This window comes from Alginatibacterium sediminis (assembly GCF_003610775.1).
Lineage (GTDB): Bacteria > Pseudomonadota > Gammaproteobacteria > Enterobacterales > Celerinatantimonadaceae > Alginatibacterium > Alginatibacterium sediminis.
The window spans coordinates 124093-138679 of sequence record NZ_RAQO01000008.1 but is presented as its reverse complement, the minus strand read 5'-3'; the positions used below and the strand labels follow the sequence as shown (position 1 = coordinate 138679).

At 44.1% G+C, this 14587-nt stretch carries 14 protein-coding genes; 11 read left to right on the top strand and 3 right to left on the bottom strand.

Annotation, left to right across the window (positions count from 1 at the left end):
• Positions 1 to 533 precede the first annotated feature (533 nt).
• The 4 genes from DBZ36_RS14575 to DBZ36_RS14560 all read left to right on the top strand — a co-directional run bounded on the left by DBZ36_RS14575 (position 534) and on the right by DBZ36_RS14560 (position 4505).
• Positions 534 to 1601: an extracellular solute-binding protein gene (locus tag DBZ36_RS14575; protein WP_120355695.1), complete on the top strand. Its 1068-nt coding sequence runs from the start codon at positions 534 to 536 to the stop codon at positions 1599 to 1601.
• Between the two features lie 102 nt (positions 1602 to 1703).
• Complete coding sequence (locus DBZ36_RS14570) at positions 1704 to 2789, top strand: ABC transporter ATP-binding protein (protein ID WP_120355694.1); 1086 nt, start codon at positions 1704 to 1706, stop codon at positions 2787 to 2789.
• Positions 2789 to 3646 (top strand): ABC transporter permease, encoded by an 858-nt coding sequence (locus DBZ36_RS14565; RefSeq protein WP_120355693.1) that lies wholly within the window; start codon positions 2789 to 2791, stop codon positions 3644 to 3646. The genes DBZ36_RS14570 and DBZ36_RS14565 overlap by 1 nt, the downstream gene beginning before the upstream one ends.
• 1 nt (position 3647) lies before the next feature.
• Positions 3648 to 4505, top strand: coding sequence for an ABC transporter permease (locus tag DBZ36_RS14560; protein WP_120355692.1), 858 nt, complete (start codon positions 3648 to 3650; stop codon positions 4503 to 4505).
• Between the two features lie 9 nt (positions 4506 to 4514).
• Here the strand turns inward: DBZ36_RS14560 and DBZ36_RS14555 are convergent, their stop codons facing one another.
• Complete coding sequence (locus DBZ36_RS14555; protein WP_120355691.1) at positions 4515 to 5474, bottom strand: FAD-binding oxidoreductase; 960 nt, start codon at positions 5472 to 5474, stop codon at positions 4515 to 4517.
• A gap of 173 nt (positions 5475 to 5647) precedes the next feature.
• Between DBZ36_RS14555 and DBZ36_RS14550 the strand changes: the two genes are divergently transcribed.
• The gene (locus DBZ36_RS14550; protein WP_120355690.1) at positions 5648 to 6445 is read left to right on the top strand and encodes an SDR family NAD(P)-dependent oxidoreductase; all 798 of its coding nucleotides are present in this window, start codon (positions 5648 to 5650) and stop codon (positions 6443 to 6445) included.
• A gap of 79 nt (positions 6446 to 6524) precedes the next feature.
• Here the strand turns inward: DBZ36_RS14550 and DBZ36_RS14545 are convergent, their stop codons facing one another.
• Both DBZ36_RS14545 and DBZ36_RS14540 read right to left on the bottom strand, forming a co-directional pair.
• Positions 6525 to 7439 (bottom strand): pseudouridine-5'-phosphate glycosidase, encoded by a 915-nt coding sequence (locus DBZ36_RS14545; RefSeq protein WP_233558149.1) that lies wholly within the window; start codon positions 7437 to 7439, stop codon positions 6525 to 6527.
• A gap of 5 nt (positions 7440 to 7444) precedes the next feature.
• Positions 7445 to 8524, bottom strand: a complete 1080-nt coding sequence (locus DBZ36_RS14540) for a carbohydrate kinase (protein ID WP_120355688.1) — start codon at positions 8522 to 8524, stop codon at positions 7445 to 7447.
• Positions 8525 to 8764: 240 nt separating this feature from the next.
• On the opposite strand from DBZ36_RS14540, the gene DBZ36_RS14535 reads away from it, so the two are divergent.
• From DBZ36_RS14535 to DBZ36_RS14510, 6 genes are all read left to right on the top strand, one after another.
• Positions 8765 to 9634, top strand: a complete 870-nt coding sequence (locus DBZ36_RS14535; RefSeq protein ID WP_120355687.1) for a M48 family metallopeptidase — start codon at positions 8765 to 8767, stop codon at positions 9632 to 9634.
• Positions 9580 to 10128 carry a GNAT family N-acetyltransferase gene (locus DBZ36_RS14530; protein ID WP_120355686.1) on the top strand — a complete coding sequence of 183 codons (549 nt, stop codon included), beginning with the start codon at positions 9580 to 9582 and terminating at the stop codon, positions 10126 to 10128. Before DBZ36_RS14535 ends, DBZ36_RS14530 begins: the two co-directional genes overlap by 55 nt.
• 77 nt (positions 10129 to 10205) lie before the next feature.
• The gene (locus DBZ36_RS14525) at positions 10206 to 10826 is read left to right on the top strand and encodes an FKBP-type peptidyl-prolyl cis-trans isomerase (protein ID WP_120355685.1); all 621 of its coding nucleotides are present in this window, start codon (positions 10206 to 10208) and stop codon (positions 10824 to 10826) included.
• A 360-nt stretch (positions 10827 to 11186) separates the two neighbouring features.
• A complete protein-coding gene (locus tag DBZ36_RS14520) occupies positions 11187 to 12584 on the top strand; it encodes a CmpA/NrtA family ABC transporter substrate-binding protein (RefSeq protein WP_120355684.1) in 1398 nt (465 codons plus the stop codon).
• 81 nt (positions 12585 to 12665) lie between these two features.
• A complete protein-coding gene (locus DBZ36_RS14515) occupies positions 12666 to 13682 on the top strand; it encodes an ABC transporter permease (RefSeq protein ID WP_120355683.1) in 1017 nt (338 codons plus the stop codon).
• Between the two features lie 33 nt (positions 13683 to 13715).
• Positions 13716 to 14555 carry an ABC transporter ATP-binding protein gene (locus tag DBZ36_RS14510; RefSeq protein ID WP_120355682.1) on the top strand — a complete coding sequence of 280 codons (840 nt, stop codon included), beginning with the start codon at positions 13716 to 13718 and terminating at the stop codon, positions 14553 to 14555.
• Positions 14556 to 14587 lie beyond the last annotated feature (32 nt).

The following is a 14587-nucleotide window of genomic DNA, read 5'->3' as shown; positions in this document are numbered from 1 at the left end:
ATGTATCAAAAGCTGTATAGCTTTGCTTGCAAGGGTATAAATTGGTTCAGAATGTAAGGCGCGGATGAAGCGCATGTGTGATCTTATGTTTTGCCCCATATTTATTGTCATCAGAGTGAACTTACAGGTTCTATTGATCCCTAGTCCGAGGTTATTTCTAACAAAGACAAATATTAGCTTTTGTTTGCCAGCATGAAGATGAGTAAACGGAAATGTCTCTCATTTTGTTAGTTCGACACACTCATATGCATGCGGATCATAAAACTACCATGCTCAGCTCACATGCCTAAAATCAGTTAACAGTGGCCTATAACTTGCTGATAATCCCCAGATAAAGTCGTTATAAATTGAATATTCTAAGTAAATATAAAGGCTTAGAGACTTGCCAAGCCTGAGAAAAGGTCTATGCTAAATTTTTAAGCAAGGCCATTTTGTAACCTATTTGTCATGGTTATGGTCTAAGTTAGTCAAATAAACTTCATTTATTTGACACCTAGTGCCCTAAAGTTGGGGCCTATTGACAGGGAAACCACATGAAAAATAGTCTCGTTACACGCGCTTTGACCTTATCTATCGCTTGTGCATTCGCAAGTTCTGTACAGGCAGATGAATTACGCCTGTTAACGTGGGGAGGCTATGCTCCTCAAAATGTAATCGATATGTTCGAAAAGGAAACCGGTCACGTTGTTAAAGTAACCAATTCCAATAATGAAGATATGATTTCCAAATTGCGTGCAACCGGCGGTGCAGGCTTCGATCTAGCGCAGCCAAGCCAAGATCGTATTACCTCAGCTCAGCAAGCGTTCAATATTTATCAAGCTATTGATATGAGCCGCATTAATAGCGATTTAATTATTCCTTCTATGTTGAAGTCGACCAACGAAAACACCGCGATTGGCTCTGATATATTTGCTGTGCCGCACATTTGGGGCACTAGTGGTCTAGTCGTAAACCGTAAGCTTGCCGCTGATGTCAAAGACTACACCGATTTATGTAACGCAGCCTATGAAGGCAAGGTGAGCTACAGACTTAAACGTCCAACCCTTATTGGCTTCGCCTTTGCAATGGGCGAAGACCCTTTTGCAGCCTATGGTGATACAGAGAAATATCAGGCAATTTTGGACAAAGTAGAACAAGCTCTTATTGCTTGTAAGCCAAATGTAAAAACCTATTGGAGTGGTGGCGACGCCTTAATTAACTTGGTTCGCAGCGAAGAAGTCGTGGCAGCGATGGCATGGGATGCTGGCGGTTGGAAACTAAACCGTGACAATGCTGATGTAACATTTGTTGCTCCAGCCTCAGGTGCGCTTGGCTGGATCGATACCTTTGCAATTCCGCGCAAGTCTAAGTCACTTGACGCAGCATACGCATGGATAAACTTTGTGAATCAACCGAAAGTAGCTGCGTTGATTACCGAAGCTGCGGGTAACTTTACCGCCGCTCTAGGTGCAGATGAGTTTGTTAATGACGTTGCTAAAGCCCAGTACCAAGAAAGCTTTTCAACTCAAGACCTAGAAAATATCAAATGGTACCCACCAGTACCAGCTGGTCTAGAAGATCTAGAAGGCATGGCTTTGGATCGTATTAAAGCTGCGCAGTAGCTAAGCTTACGGCTCCGATGTCTTCGGAGCCGTTTCCTTAACAACCAAGTGCTCGTAGCTTGGTTTTGTTGTTTATAAACGTAGTCAAACCTAAGGCTTGTAATGTCCGATGTTGTAAATGATCTTTCTTGTAATCTATTGCATAAACAGTTTGATGACTTTGTCGCCGTCGACAAGTTAAGTTTTGAAGTCGAAAGTGGTTCTTTTTTCTCGATTTTAGGCCCATCAGGTTGTGGTAAAACCACACTTTTGCGCATGTTGGCTGGATTTGAACAAGCGAGTAGCGGCGATATTTTTATTAAGAATGCCCGAGTTAATGATGTTGCTCCGAATCACCGACCTTTAAACATGGTATTTCAACACTTAGCTTTATTTCCCAACATGAGTGTTGCCGAGAATATCGCATATGGTCTAAAACGACGTAAGGTTGGCCGAAGTGAACGGGAGCAGAAGATAAAACGCGTGTTACAACGGGTTGGACTCGATGGTAGTGAGCACAAAGGCATAAGCCAGCTGTCCGGTGGACAAAAGCAACGCATTGCGATAGCCCGTTGTTTGGTACTTGAGCCATCCGTATTATTGCTTGATGAGCCATTAGGAGCTTTAGACCTTAAACTAAGAGAACACATGAAGGTGGAGCTTAAACACCTTCAACAAGAATTTGGCACAACTTTTGTGTATATCACCCATGATCAAAGTGAAGCCTTGGTGATGTCAGATAAGGTTGCAGTCATGAATCATGGTCGCTTTGAACAAGTTGATACCCCCCAAAGGCTCTACGCCAATCCCCATAGTAGTTTTGTGGCGAAGTTTGTAGGAAATACCAATGTCGTCCGCGGACGGATCGGTGACGTTGGCGCAAATTCCCGTGCAAAAGTTGAACTGGGCGATAACCTGAGTGTGCCGGCATCTAACCCACAAGATCTGGCAGTAGGTAGTAACGTCGAACTCTTTTTGCGACCAGAAGCGATTGAATTGACCGGTGATGCTACGGCCTCTCAAATCAGTGGCGTATTTAAAGAGCTGCTATTTGATGGCGCTAATAGTACTGTCATTGTACAGACCAGTGTAGGTGATTTACAGGTACGCTTGCCTCAGCAGAAGCCATTTGAATTAGCTAAAGGCAGTGTGGTTTATTTGTCCTGGAGCAGCGAGCAGTGTTTTTGTTTAGCCGCTGAGAACAACTAATGCGTCGTCTTGGAATTGGTTTTTATTTGCTCTTGTGCCCATTCGCGCTGTGGTTATTGCTGTTAATCATATTGCCTCACCTGAATATGTTAGAAGTGTCGTTAAACTTGCGCTCTTATACGACGCCTAAAAGTTACACATTTCAAAACTATCTGAATTTCTTTGAACAACCTTTATATTGGAATACTTTTGTACGCACGGCTTGGATGTCGATACTGGCCACCTTGCTGACCTTGCTGATTGCTTTTCCTATGGCCTATTACATCGCCAAGTTGGCCAAAGGGCGCAGCAAAACACTTCTTCTGATGGCTTGCATACTCCCGTTTTGGCTAAGTGAACTGGTGCGTACCTATGGTTGGATGATCATTTTACGTGAGTCGGGACTTCTTAGCGGCCTATTGCGCTATTTTGGGATTATCGAGAACAACATTGAGTTTTTATATAACGATGCCAGCATTATGCTGGGGTTGGTTTACACCGCAATGCTATTTATGATTGTGCCCTTAGTGAGTGCCTTAGAGAGCTTGGATGATAGCCACATTGAAGCGGGATATGACTTAGGCGGCAGTCATTGGAATGTATTACGAGAAATCGTAATTCCACATGCGATGCCTGGCATCGTCTCCGGTTGTATTATCGTCTTTATGTTAAGTTTGGGTAATTATTTGACACCTAATTTAATTGGGGGCAAAGACAGTCTTTGGTTTACCGAACAAATTTTCACGCAATTTATTACGCGTTTCAACTGGGAACAAGGCTCCGCCTTCGGTATTTTACTACTGCTGCTCTCGTCGTTAATTGTGTACTTGGGTCTGCTACTCAGTGGACAAACCTTGTCCAAAACGATGGGGAAATAACATGATACCTTCCATCCCAATGTCGGCTCCTAGACAAAGATTGTATAAACTTTATGTGCTGGCTTTTCTGATTTTCTTAGTCTTACCTTTAGCGGTGGTAGTTGGTTTTTCTTTTAATGATAGTTTGTTTCCAGCGCTTCCTTGGCAAGGCTTTACCTTAGATTGGTACTTTGGAACACAGTCGCCTAAATTAGGTCTGTTTCACGATAAGATACTCTTAGAAAGCATAGGAAATTCGGCATTTATTGCCTTATGGGTGACTGTCGTTGCATTGGCCCTAGCTTTATGTAATGCACTGTTATTTGTTCGATATCAATTTCGCGGCAAAGACTTCTTGTACGTTTTAATGCTACTGCCTCTTGTCATCCCTGGCGTTATTTTAGGGGTATCGATTTTGGTGAGCTCGAGCCAATTTGCAAATTATATCGAAGAAGCGTTCGCTTATGATATTGAATGGCTGCGTCCTGGAGCAACCTTAATAGTGCTGGGGCAAGTTGCTTTTATAACCACGATTTGTTCATTGGTACTGATCGCGCGTTTGCGGAAATTTGACCCAAGCCTCGAAGAAGCTGCGTTAAATTTGGGAGCTAGTCCATGGGTTGCATTTCTAACTGTCACTGTGCCGTTTTTGCGGACCACGATAGTGAGTGCTGGAATTGTTAGTTTCTTAATGTCTTTTGAGAATTTCAACACAACCTTGATGCTCGTCGGTTCCGATGCACCGCTTACGATAGCGATGTTTCAGCGCTTGCGTGAGGGGTCAACACCGGTATTAAACTCAGTATCGGTCATGTTGATGCTGGTTTCAGCTTTACTTGCCGTGATATCTGTAACCTTTCAGAAGAAAGAGAAGGCTTAAGTTGTTCGTTTAGTTATTGACGAAAAATTCGCTGTGGATTTGAGCTGAACTTAGGCCTTGTTGTTGTAATAGACTCGGGTAAATTTCTAGTTCTGGTTTAGGTCCACAGACAAATGCTTGTAGGGTTGAGCCCTTATCAGGCTCTGATTGTTTTTTCCATTCGCTCTTTAGTTCTATTGGCGGTTCGGGGTAGAAATAAGTGCGAATATTTGAATGCATAGTATCTAGTTGTGCGAGTTCATCAGCGGCATAAAATCTGTCCATGTGATGCCCGATCAAAACCATAGTAATAGGTGCTGCGTGGTCTTGTGCTATCGCTGTTCTTGCAATACCTAAGGCAGGAGCAAAGCCGCTTTGTGCGCAGATGAACAGTAGTGGTTGATTAGTGTATTGCTTGCGATAGTAACAATCCCCGAAAGGCCCTTCTACCGCTAAAGGCATGCCAACTTGCAAACGTTCAAAGGCCCACTGAGAAAAGACACCATTTGGATGAAGCTGTATATGCATCTCTACGGTATTGTCGCTATTTGGGGATTGGCTGAGTGAGTAGCATCGTGCAAGGCTAGCGCTGCGATATAAGCGGATGAACTGGCCACTGTGACTACTGCAATTGAGCTGTAAGTTCACCTTTAGTATGCTTTCTGAAAGCTGTGTTACTCCAATGACTTCTGCAATTTGTTTTGGAGCCAGTTGTGGTGCTTGATTAAGGCAAATGTCTTGCTTTGGATAGGCGCAGCAACTCATGATTAGTTTTTGCTGCTTTTGAACGCTACTTAATCCTAATTGTGAATTAGCGGGAATATCTCCATCGCTTATTTGTAGCAGGCAGCGCTGACAAACCCCGCTTTTACACCCATAAGCGATGCTTTTATTCGCGTGGAGCAAGTTGTCTAGCAACGATAATTGAGGATCAAGGTCGAATTTGTCATCTTCAAATTTTACAGTTGGCACAGCAGTATTCAGCTTCATTCAGATCTTTATGTGACCACTTTATCATGCTGGTTTTGTGAGAAGTAGTTTAGTGAATCATCATTAACAATCGATTCCGAGGCAATCTATGCCACGGCACACTTCAGTGTTCTTATTCTGGCAATCTGAACCTATACTTAGTTTGCAAATCATATGGCAAAAAGAGAAACCTCATGTCTAAAACGATTCTAATTACAGGTGCGACGGATGGAATTGGGCTAAAAGCGGCAATGATGCTGGCGCAACAAGGACACCGTTTGTTGTTACATGGGCGAAGCGTTGGCAAATTGGAATTATCAAAAAATCAACTTTTGGCGCAGACTCCAAACGCAGAACTTGAATGCTATTGCAGTGATCTGTCACTTTTGTCCAATGTGGGTAAGTTGGCAGATGAGATTTGTACACAATATGACAGCATAGATGTACTGATTAATAACGCCGGTATTTACAGCGCTGCGAAACTAAAAACTGAAGATGGTTTAGACCTGCGCTTTGCAGTGAATACTATCGCGCCTTACCTGTTAACACGACGTTTGTTGCCATTGCTGGCCTCTAGCGCTCGAGTGGTTAACGTCAGTTCAGCCGCGCAATCCACCATTGATGCCGATGCCTTGGCTGGACGCAAACAACTATCTGATGGCGAAGCATATGCTCAAAGTAAACTTGCCATTGCCATGTGGTCGCATTGTTTAGCTCAAGAGCTTAAAGATTCAGGACCTATTGTTTTGGCCTTGAATCCGGCATCAATGTTGGGCAGTAAAATGGTGAAAGATGCGTTTGGAGTGGCGGGTGGAGACCTAAAAATTGGAGCGGAAATTATCGTTAAAGCGGCGCTTTCTAACGAGTTCTCCAGTGCGAATGGTTTGTATTTTGACAATGATATAGGACAGTTTTCTAAGGCCCATCCTGATGTCTATAATCAAGACCAATCCAAATTAATAATGAGTTTGCTCGATACCTTCATTGTTTAGCAAAGATTTTGCCAGACCAAACACCAAAAAAGCAGGCTGAATGAACGCCTGCTGTTACATTAAGTAGTGCTGATTGAGACTACTGAGTCAACTCGATGGCAATTTGAGCACCTAATCGTGCATTATTGAAAACCAATTGAATGTTACTGGCTAAGCTGTCGCCGCCGGTTAGTTCAGCTACGCGCTTCAACAAAAATGGCGTGGAGTCTTTACCCGCAATCCCTTGTTCAACAGATTCTTGTAGGGCTTGTTCTACTGCTGAGTCAATTGCTGCTTTGTCCATCGCATATTCTTCTGGGATTGGGTTGGCTACCACAACCCCACCATGTAACTGCATTCCCCATTTCGCAGACAAGAACTGAGCCACATCGTTTGCAGTTTCCATACGATAATCGATGCTATGGTCACTTTCACGGGTATAGAATGCCGGGAGTGTATTGGTTTGATAGCCTAGAACCGGCACGCCATTGGTTTCCAAATATTCTCGCGTTAACCCTAGGTCAAGAATAGACTTAGCGCCAGCGCATACAACCGCGACGTCTGTTTGAGAAAGCTCTTGTAAGTCAGCAGATATATCAAAACTAGTTTCCGCTCCGCGATGCACTCCGCCAATACCGCCGGTTGCAAAGACCTTGATTCCAGCCATCGCCGCAATGATCATGGTTGCTGCGACCGTAGTTGCGCCGTGCTGCCCAGCGCTTACTACAAACGGTAAATCGCGGCGTGAACATTTGGTAACACTTAAGCCTGCTTTAGCCAAGGTATCAATTTCATCGCCACTTAAGCCTGCTTTTAGGCGGCCGTCAATAATGGCAATGGTGGCCGGAACTGCGCCAGCATCACGTATAATTTGCTCAACTTGTTTAGCTGTTTCTGCATTCTGAGGCCAAGGCATTCCGTGTGAAATAATGGTGCTTTCAAGCGCTACAACTGCTTTTCCGTCGCGCAATGCTTGGGCAACTTCAGGGTGAATATCTAAATATTGGTTCATCATAATTCCTAGTGGCTTAATTGCGACATAATCGCTTGTTCATCGAGGGTCGGGTTGACCGCAAATTCGCTTTCTAGTGTTAGCGCTGCGCAATGCAAGGCAAACGAGAGTTGTTGTTGGATATCAAGCGCGGGCTTTAGTTTGCGAGCGTGAATAAAGCCGGCTAATAATGAATCACCAGCGCCAGTATCGCTTACTGGCTTAGATGCTTTAACCGGTGATATGAACAATTGTTTAGCATCGCAATAGAGCACACCTTGGTTACCTAAGCTTAGTAAAACTTGCTTTACTCCGCATTTGAGCAACAATTGGGCTAGTACTTCAACCGAGCTTTCGTCGCTTTCCAAAATTGCCTGGGCTTCACTTTGGTTAACTTTAAGCACTTGAAGTTTGCTCAGAATTGGCTTCAACTTGGGGGCTTTATTGGCAGAGACTGCGTCTGCCATTAGTGAAGCATCTAAGTTTTGTTGGGCGAGCCATAATAAAGTTTGTGAACTGATGTTGGCATCTAATACTAGAGTCTGCGCTGCTTTAACAATCTTTATTTGATCTTGTAGATAGCTCGGACTAAGGCTATCGACCACTTGCATATCAGCGAGCGCAGCTTGTAATTCTCCGAGATGATTGTTGAGCGCGATGTAGCGACCGGTCGCATGTTGATCGCTGACGTGAAAATAGTCGGTATTAATACCAGCATTGATGCATTGCTCGCGCAACCATTGACCGCTGCTGTCTTTACCGATAGCCGCAACTAAAGTCGTGTCATTGCCCAAACGAGCTAGATTCTCAGCAATATTGCGACCTACACCACCAATACTTTGGTGGATACTACCAGGATTGGAGTCACCGGCTAAAAATGCAGATTGACTGTTTCCGCTAAGGTCTACGTTGGCTGCGCCGATAACAACTATGGAGTCAGCTTCTGGGAATATATAGCCCTTACCAAGAATGTAACCTTTGCGAGTTAAACGCATAATGTGTCCTGCGATTGCTTCTCGGCTCATGCCAATTCGCTCCGCAAGTTCTTGTTGGGTCGCCGTGGGAGTAGCGCGTACAGCAGCCAAAACGCGTTGTTCTTGAGTAGTCATTTATAACTTATGTTTTAAGAATAAACTAAAGTTATATTAACGCTTCACCATTTTAAAAACTACGTTTTTTTAGCAAAACTTTGACATTAGTCGATATAAGATAGTTAGCGCTTTACTCGCGCTAGTCAATGACTAGAGGTATAGTTTCTATATAGCCAAGGCTTGTTGGAGTATACAAGTCAGAAAGTGGTAGCAAAAATTAGCAAGGTCGTCAGTAAGGGATTAAAGGATAGTTAAGCGATGAACTTAAGTTGTAGATTGAATAAACAAGTTAGATATGTACTTGGGGCGAGTGTGTTAGCCATGGCTTTGGCTGCCTGCTCTTCATCACCGACCGGTCGGAACCAAGTCCTGCTCTATGATGCGCAACAAATGAATGGTTTAGGGGCGCAGTCATTTGCTGAAATTAAAAAGAACGAAACCATTTTGGAAGATCCTGCTGTTAATGCCTATGTGCAGTGCATAACCAATGCGATCACAAAGGAAATTCCTCCTTCTTTTGGTGAGGGCGTTTGGGAGGTTGTTGTATTTGATAGCGAGCAAGTCAATGCCTTTGCACTGCCTGGTGGTCACATTGGCGTCTACACGGGACTTATGAATGTTGCTACAAATCAAAGCCAATTGGGTACAGTCATAGGCCATGAAATCTCCCATGTATTAGCGCGTCACAGCAATGAACGTTTATCTCGAGAGCAAATTGCTGGCATTGGAGCTACCGCCGCGGCAATTGCGATTGGTGTTAGTGATATGGATAATAAAGGTGCTGCGATGGCGGCCTTGGGTCTGGGGGTTCAGTTCGGTGTTCTATTACCTTATGGACGAGCTCAAGAGAGTGAAGCCGATATGATAGGTCTTGAACTCATGGCAAGAGCGGGATTTGATCCACAAGAAAGTGTTAATTTGTGGCGAAATATGGCCAAAGAAAGTGGTGGTGGTCCTCCAGAGCTGTTATCAACTCACCCCTCGCACGATACCCGTATTAGTGACTTGCAACGAGCAATGCCTCAAGCCGAGCAGTTAAAACTAGCTGCTCGTGCACAATCAAAGAATCCAAAATGTACGACACCAAAAATTCCGAAACCAAAAGCCAAAAGCAAGTCCAAAGCCTAATTTGCACGGCTAAGGTTGAGCATGCACCAGACATCGTATCGATTCAAAGAGCGAGCTGGCGGCATGCTTATCCCAAACCTTTAATCGATGCGCTATTAAGTAATTTACCCATATCTGTGCATCGCCAGATGTGGGCTGAACGTGTGCAAAGCCAGCAGCTGAAAACGGTTGTGATTTTTGATACCCAGACTGAGCTTGCGTGCGGTTTTGCGATGTACGAGTTACAGAATATGAGCTGCGAAGTACATGCTTTGTATCTTCCACCTAAACATATAGGACATGGTTATGGCCGAAGCTTACTAGAGTTTATAAAAGAGACAGCGGGCGCCGCATATTGCAGCGAACTGCGCTTGTGGGTGATGGAAGATAACAGTGAAGCTATCGGTTTTTATCAGCATTTGGGTTTGAATTTGTGTGGTGTTACCCAAGTGCAAAAGCACTTTGGTAAGGCTTATCGCAAGTGCTTAATGAATCAAGATTTGCTCTCGGTTTGATTCTTAGTCACTGCCTTTGCGAGCCTAAGCGTGCCTATGCTAGACTCTGCGCTCATTTCATTGTTAAAGAGTAAATTATGTCAGAGCAATATCAAGGTGCCAAAGCTCAAGCAAGCTACGGTTATGGTCTTCAAATTGGCGAGCAGATCGAACGTGCAGCATTTGATGGTTTAGAAGTAGATGCAATGCTTGATGGGATCCGCGACGTGATGACCAAAGCAGAGCCTAAAGTAGCTGAAGCTGATATCGCCGCTGCGTTCCAAGTGATAACCGAAGAAATTGAAGCTCAAAAAGCTGAGCAGCATAAAGACGCTCGTGAATTTGGTGAAAAATTCCTTGGTGAAAACCGCCAACGTCCAGAAATTAATGTAACTGAGTCAGGCTTACAGTATGAAGTATTAGCTGAAGGCGACGGCGCAACTCCAGAAGCGAGCAGTAAAGTTCGTGTTCACTATGAAGGTACTTTCATAAACGGAGAAGTATTCGATAGTTCTGTTGCCCGTGGTGAACCAGCAGAATTTCCAGTCAATGGTGTGATCCGCGGTTGGACAGAAGCGCTACAGTCAATGAAAGTTGGCGATAAGTGGAAGCTATATGTCCCCGCTGAGCTTGCATACGGCGCACAAGGGGCAGGATCATCTATTCCTCCTTTCTCAGCTCTAATTTTTGAAGTAGAGCTAATTGATATCGTAGCATAGGTATCAATAGCGCTATGTATTTGGCTTGACATACTAAGTCGAGGCATACAAACATCAAGGACCTTGTTCTTGGTGTTTTTTTATGGCCGCGGTTTATTCGCGACCTCACATGTGAGAATTAAGCCCATCTAGTTGTACTTGTCTAAGCTATTGTTCGAATCTCCTAAAAATAGACGCATCATCGTTGTGCATTCATGCGCTAAGTTTGTGAATTCATTGAAAAATAACGAATACCTCCTTGTGGATAGCCGCCAATCTAAGTCAATGATTTAGAAATATAAAAAAATGTGATCTGGATCTTGGTATGGCTTTCGCAATACCAGCCTAGACATAACAATTTTTTTATTGAAGGAGCAGGGAATGCATACAAGTACTAGCCATCCATCTTTTGGCAAGATATCGAAGACGATAAAACAAACTTTGTTAGCGAGCACTATTGGTCTGTTGCTTGTCAATCCGGCAACAGCTGAACTTGGTGAGCCAGAAAAGGAAGACCTTAAGTTTGGGTTTATTAAGCTTACCGACATGGCGCCATTAGCCGTTGCTTACGAAAAAGGTTTTTTTGAAGACGAAGGTTTGTACGTCACTTTAGAAGCGCAAGCAAACTGGAAGGTTTTACTTGATGGGGTGATTACCGGCGAATTAGATGGTGCGCACATGCTTGCGGGCCAGCCTTTAGGAGCAACCATTGGTATTGGAACGCAAGCCGATATTATTACTGCTTTCAGCATGGATTTGAATGGCAACGCGATCACTGTTTCTAATGAGATATGGGCGCAGATGAAGCCTCATATCGAGCATGTTGATGGCAAGCCTGTCCATCCAATTTCAGCCACCGCGCTTAAGCCTGTTGTAGAGTCATATTTAGATAAAGGTGTGCCATTTAATATGGGAATGGTATTCCCAGTATCGACACATAACTATGAGCTTCGATATTGGCTAGCAGCTGGTGGAATTCATCCCGGTTATTATGCACCGCATAAAAGTGATAATACGGGACAGATTGATGCTGATGCCTTGTTGTCAGTGACGCCGCCTCCACAAATGCCTTCCACCATGGAAGCGGGAACTATTTTTGGTTACTGCGTTGGTGAACCTTGGAATCAACAAGCGGTTTTCAAAGGGATAGGTGTTCCAGTGATTACCGATTACGAAATTTGGAAAAACAATCCAGAGAAAGTATTTGGTGTCAGCCAATCATGGGCTGACGAGTACCCTATCACTCATATACGCGTCGTTAAAGCCATGATCCGAGCTGCGCAATGGCTTGATGAGCAAGACAACGCTAATCGTCCAGAAGCCGTTAAAATACTATCTCAAAGTCAATATGTGGGTGCTGACTACGATGTCATTGCCAACAGCATGACGGGCACTTTTGAATACGAAAAGGGCGATAAACGCGAAGTGCCTGACTTCAATGTATTCTTCCGTTATAACGCAACTTACCCGTATTACAGTGATGCCATTTGGTATCTAACTCAAATGCGCCGTTGGGGACAAATTGAAGATGCAAAACCAGACAGTTGGTACATGGATATTGCTAAGAAAGTATACCGTCCTGACATTTATGCTTTGGCTGCTCAAGAACTAATAGCTGAAGGTCATGTTAAAGCGCAGGACTTTCCTGAGTTTGCAACTGAGTCGGGCTTTAAACCACCACAAGAAGGCTTTTTGGACAAAGTTACCTATGACGGTAGTAAACCAAATGACTACTTGAGTCAGTTTGAAATCGGCCTTAAAGGCGACGACAAAATCTAATAGACAGCATAAGAAGAGGGAAGGCAGTTAACTGACCTTCCCCTATTTCAAAACTGGAAATAACCAATCAAGGATGTCGTTATGAAAGACAAAACGATTCACTATTTAGAAACCTTTGGCCTAAGTCCAATTGTGCCGATGGTACGTCTAGCAAGCGGCGAAAGTCCCAAGCGACAATTTCAAGACTTGTTTGAAAAACTAGGCTTGCCGCTATTAGCAATTGCTATCTTCCTCGCTCTGTGGAGTTTTAGTGCTGCGCGGGTCGACACCAGTCTTGGCACATTGCCCGGGCCTACGGCAGTTTATCAACAATATTTGGGTTTGGTGGACGAACACAAAGCTGAGCGGCTAAAAGAAGTGGCCTTCTATGAGCGTCAGGATAAGCGCAATGCCGAGAAATTGGCGAAGAATCCTGAAGCTACCGTGAAAGTTAGACCTTATACCGGCAAGCCCACCTTTTTTGACCAAATATGGACCAGCTTGTATACCGTTTTTGCGGGTTTTGTTGTTGCAAGTTTAATTGCAATACCGCTTGGCGTTGCCTGCGGTCTGAACCAAAAACTTTATGCTGCGGTTAGTCCGTTGATTCAAATATTTAAACCGGTGTCGCCGCTGGCTTGGTTACCGATTGTCACCATGGTTGTAAGTGCGGTTTATGTCAGTGATGACCCTATGTTTAGCAAATCCTTTATCACCTCAGCTGTGACTGTGACCTTATGTTCGCTATGGCCCACGCTTATCAATACCGCGATGGGAGTCGCCTCTATCGATAAAGATTGGATCAATGTTGGACGCGTTATTCGTCTACATTGGAGTAAACAGGTGTTCAAAATAGCCCTTCCAGCATCGTTGCCAATGATATTTACCGGTCTGCGTATTTCACTTGGTATTGGATGGATGGTGTTAATTGCCGCTGAGATGTTGGCTCAAAATCCAGGCTTAGGAAAATTTGTATGGGACGAATTTCAAAATGGTAGTTCTAACTCCTTAGGACGGATTATGGTTGCTGTGCTAGTCATTGGCATCATTGGTTTTGTATTGGACTGGATGATGCTGAGCGTGCAAAAACTAGTTTCTCCTCAAAGCTCTAATGCCTAAGGCATAGCATTTTGCAAAAAGAAGGTATTGAATATGAATCACTATTTAGAAATTGACCATGTCGGCATCGAATTTCCAACTAAAGATGGGCCATTTAGAGCGCTACAAGACGTAAACTTAAAAATTGAACAAGGCGAGTTTATCTCCCTCATTGGGCACTCGGGTTGCGGTAAATCCACAGTACTTAACATCGTTGCTGGTCTGTATCAAGCCAGTGAAGGTGGGGTGATCTTGGAAGGTAGAGAAGTGAGCGAGCCCGGTCCCGATCGCGCCGTCGTGTTTCAAAACCATTCGTTGCTACCATGGTTGACGGCTTATCAGAACGTTGAGCTTGCGGTAAAAGAAGTGTTCAAAGGTAAAAAAAGCAAAGCCGAAATGGCCGAATGGATAAATCACAATCTTGAACTAGTCCACATGGGGCATGCTGCGCATAAACGACCCGATGAAATTTCAGGGGGGATGAAGCAGCGTGTGGGCATTGCTCGGGCGCTTGCTATGCAACCCAAGGTTTTGTTGATGGATGAGCCCTTTGGCGCGTTAGACGCTTTAACCCGTGCTCATTTACAAGACTCGCTAATGGAAATTCAAAACGAACTTAATAATACCGTCATTATGATTACTCATGATGTCGATGAAGCGGTTCTGTTGTCAGATCGCATTGTGATGATGACTAACGGACCCGCCGCTACGATTGGTGAAGTATTAAACGTTGAACTGGAGCGTCCTCGCAATCGAGTTAGTTTAGCTGATGATGCACAATACAATCATTATCGTTCACAAGTCTTACGTTTCTTATATGAACGCCAACAAAATCCAGCTCAAAGCAGCGCTAGTAAAAAACCAAAGTTGGTTAGCTCCGGTGAGGCTGCTTAGGGGTTCAGCTTTGCTTTTGCTGTGTTATATTG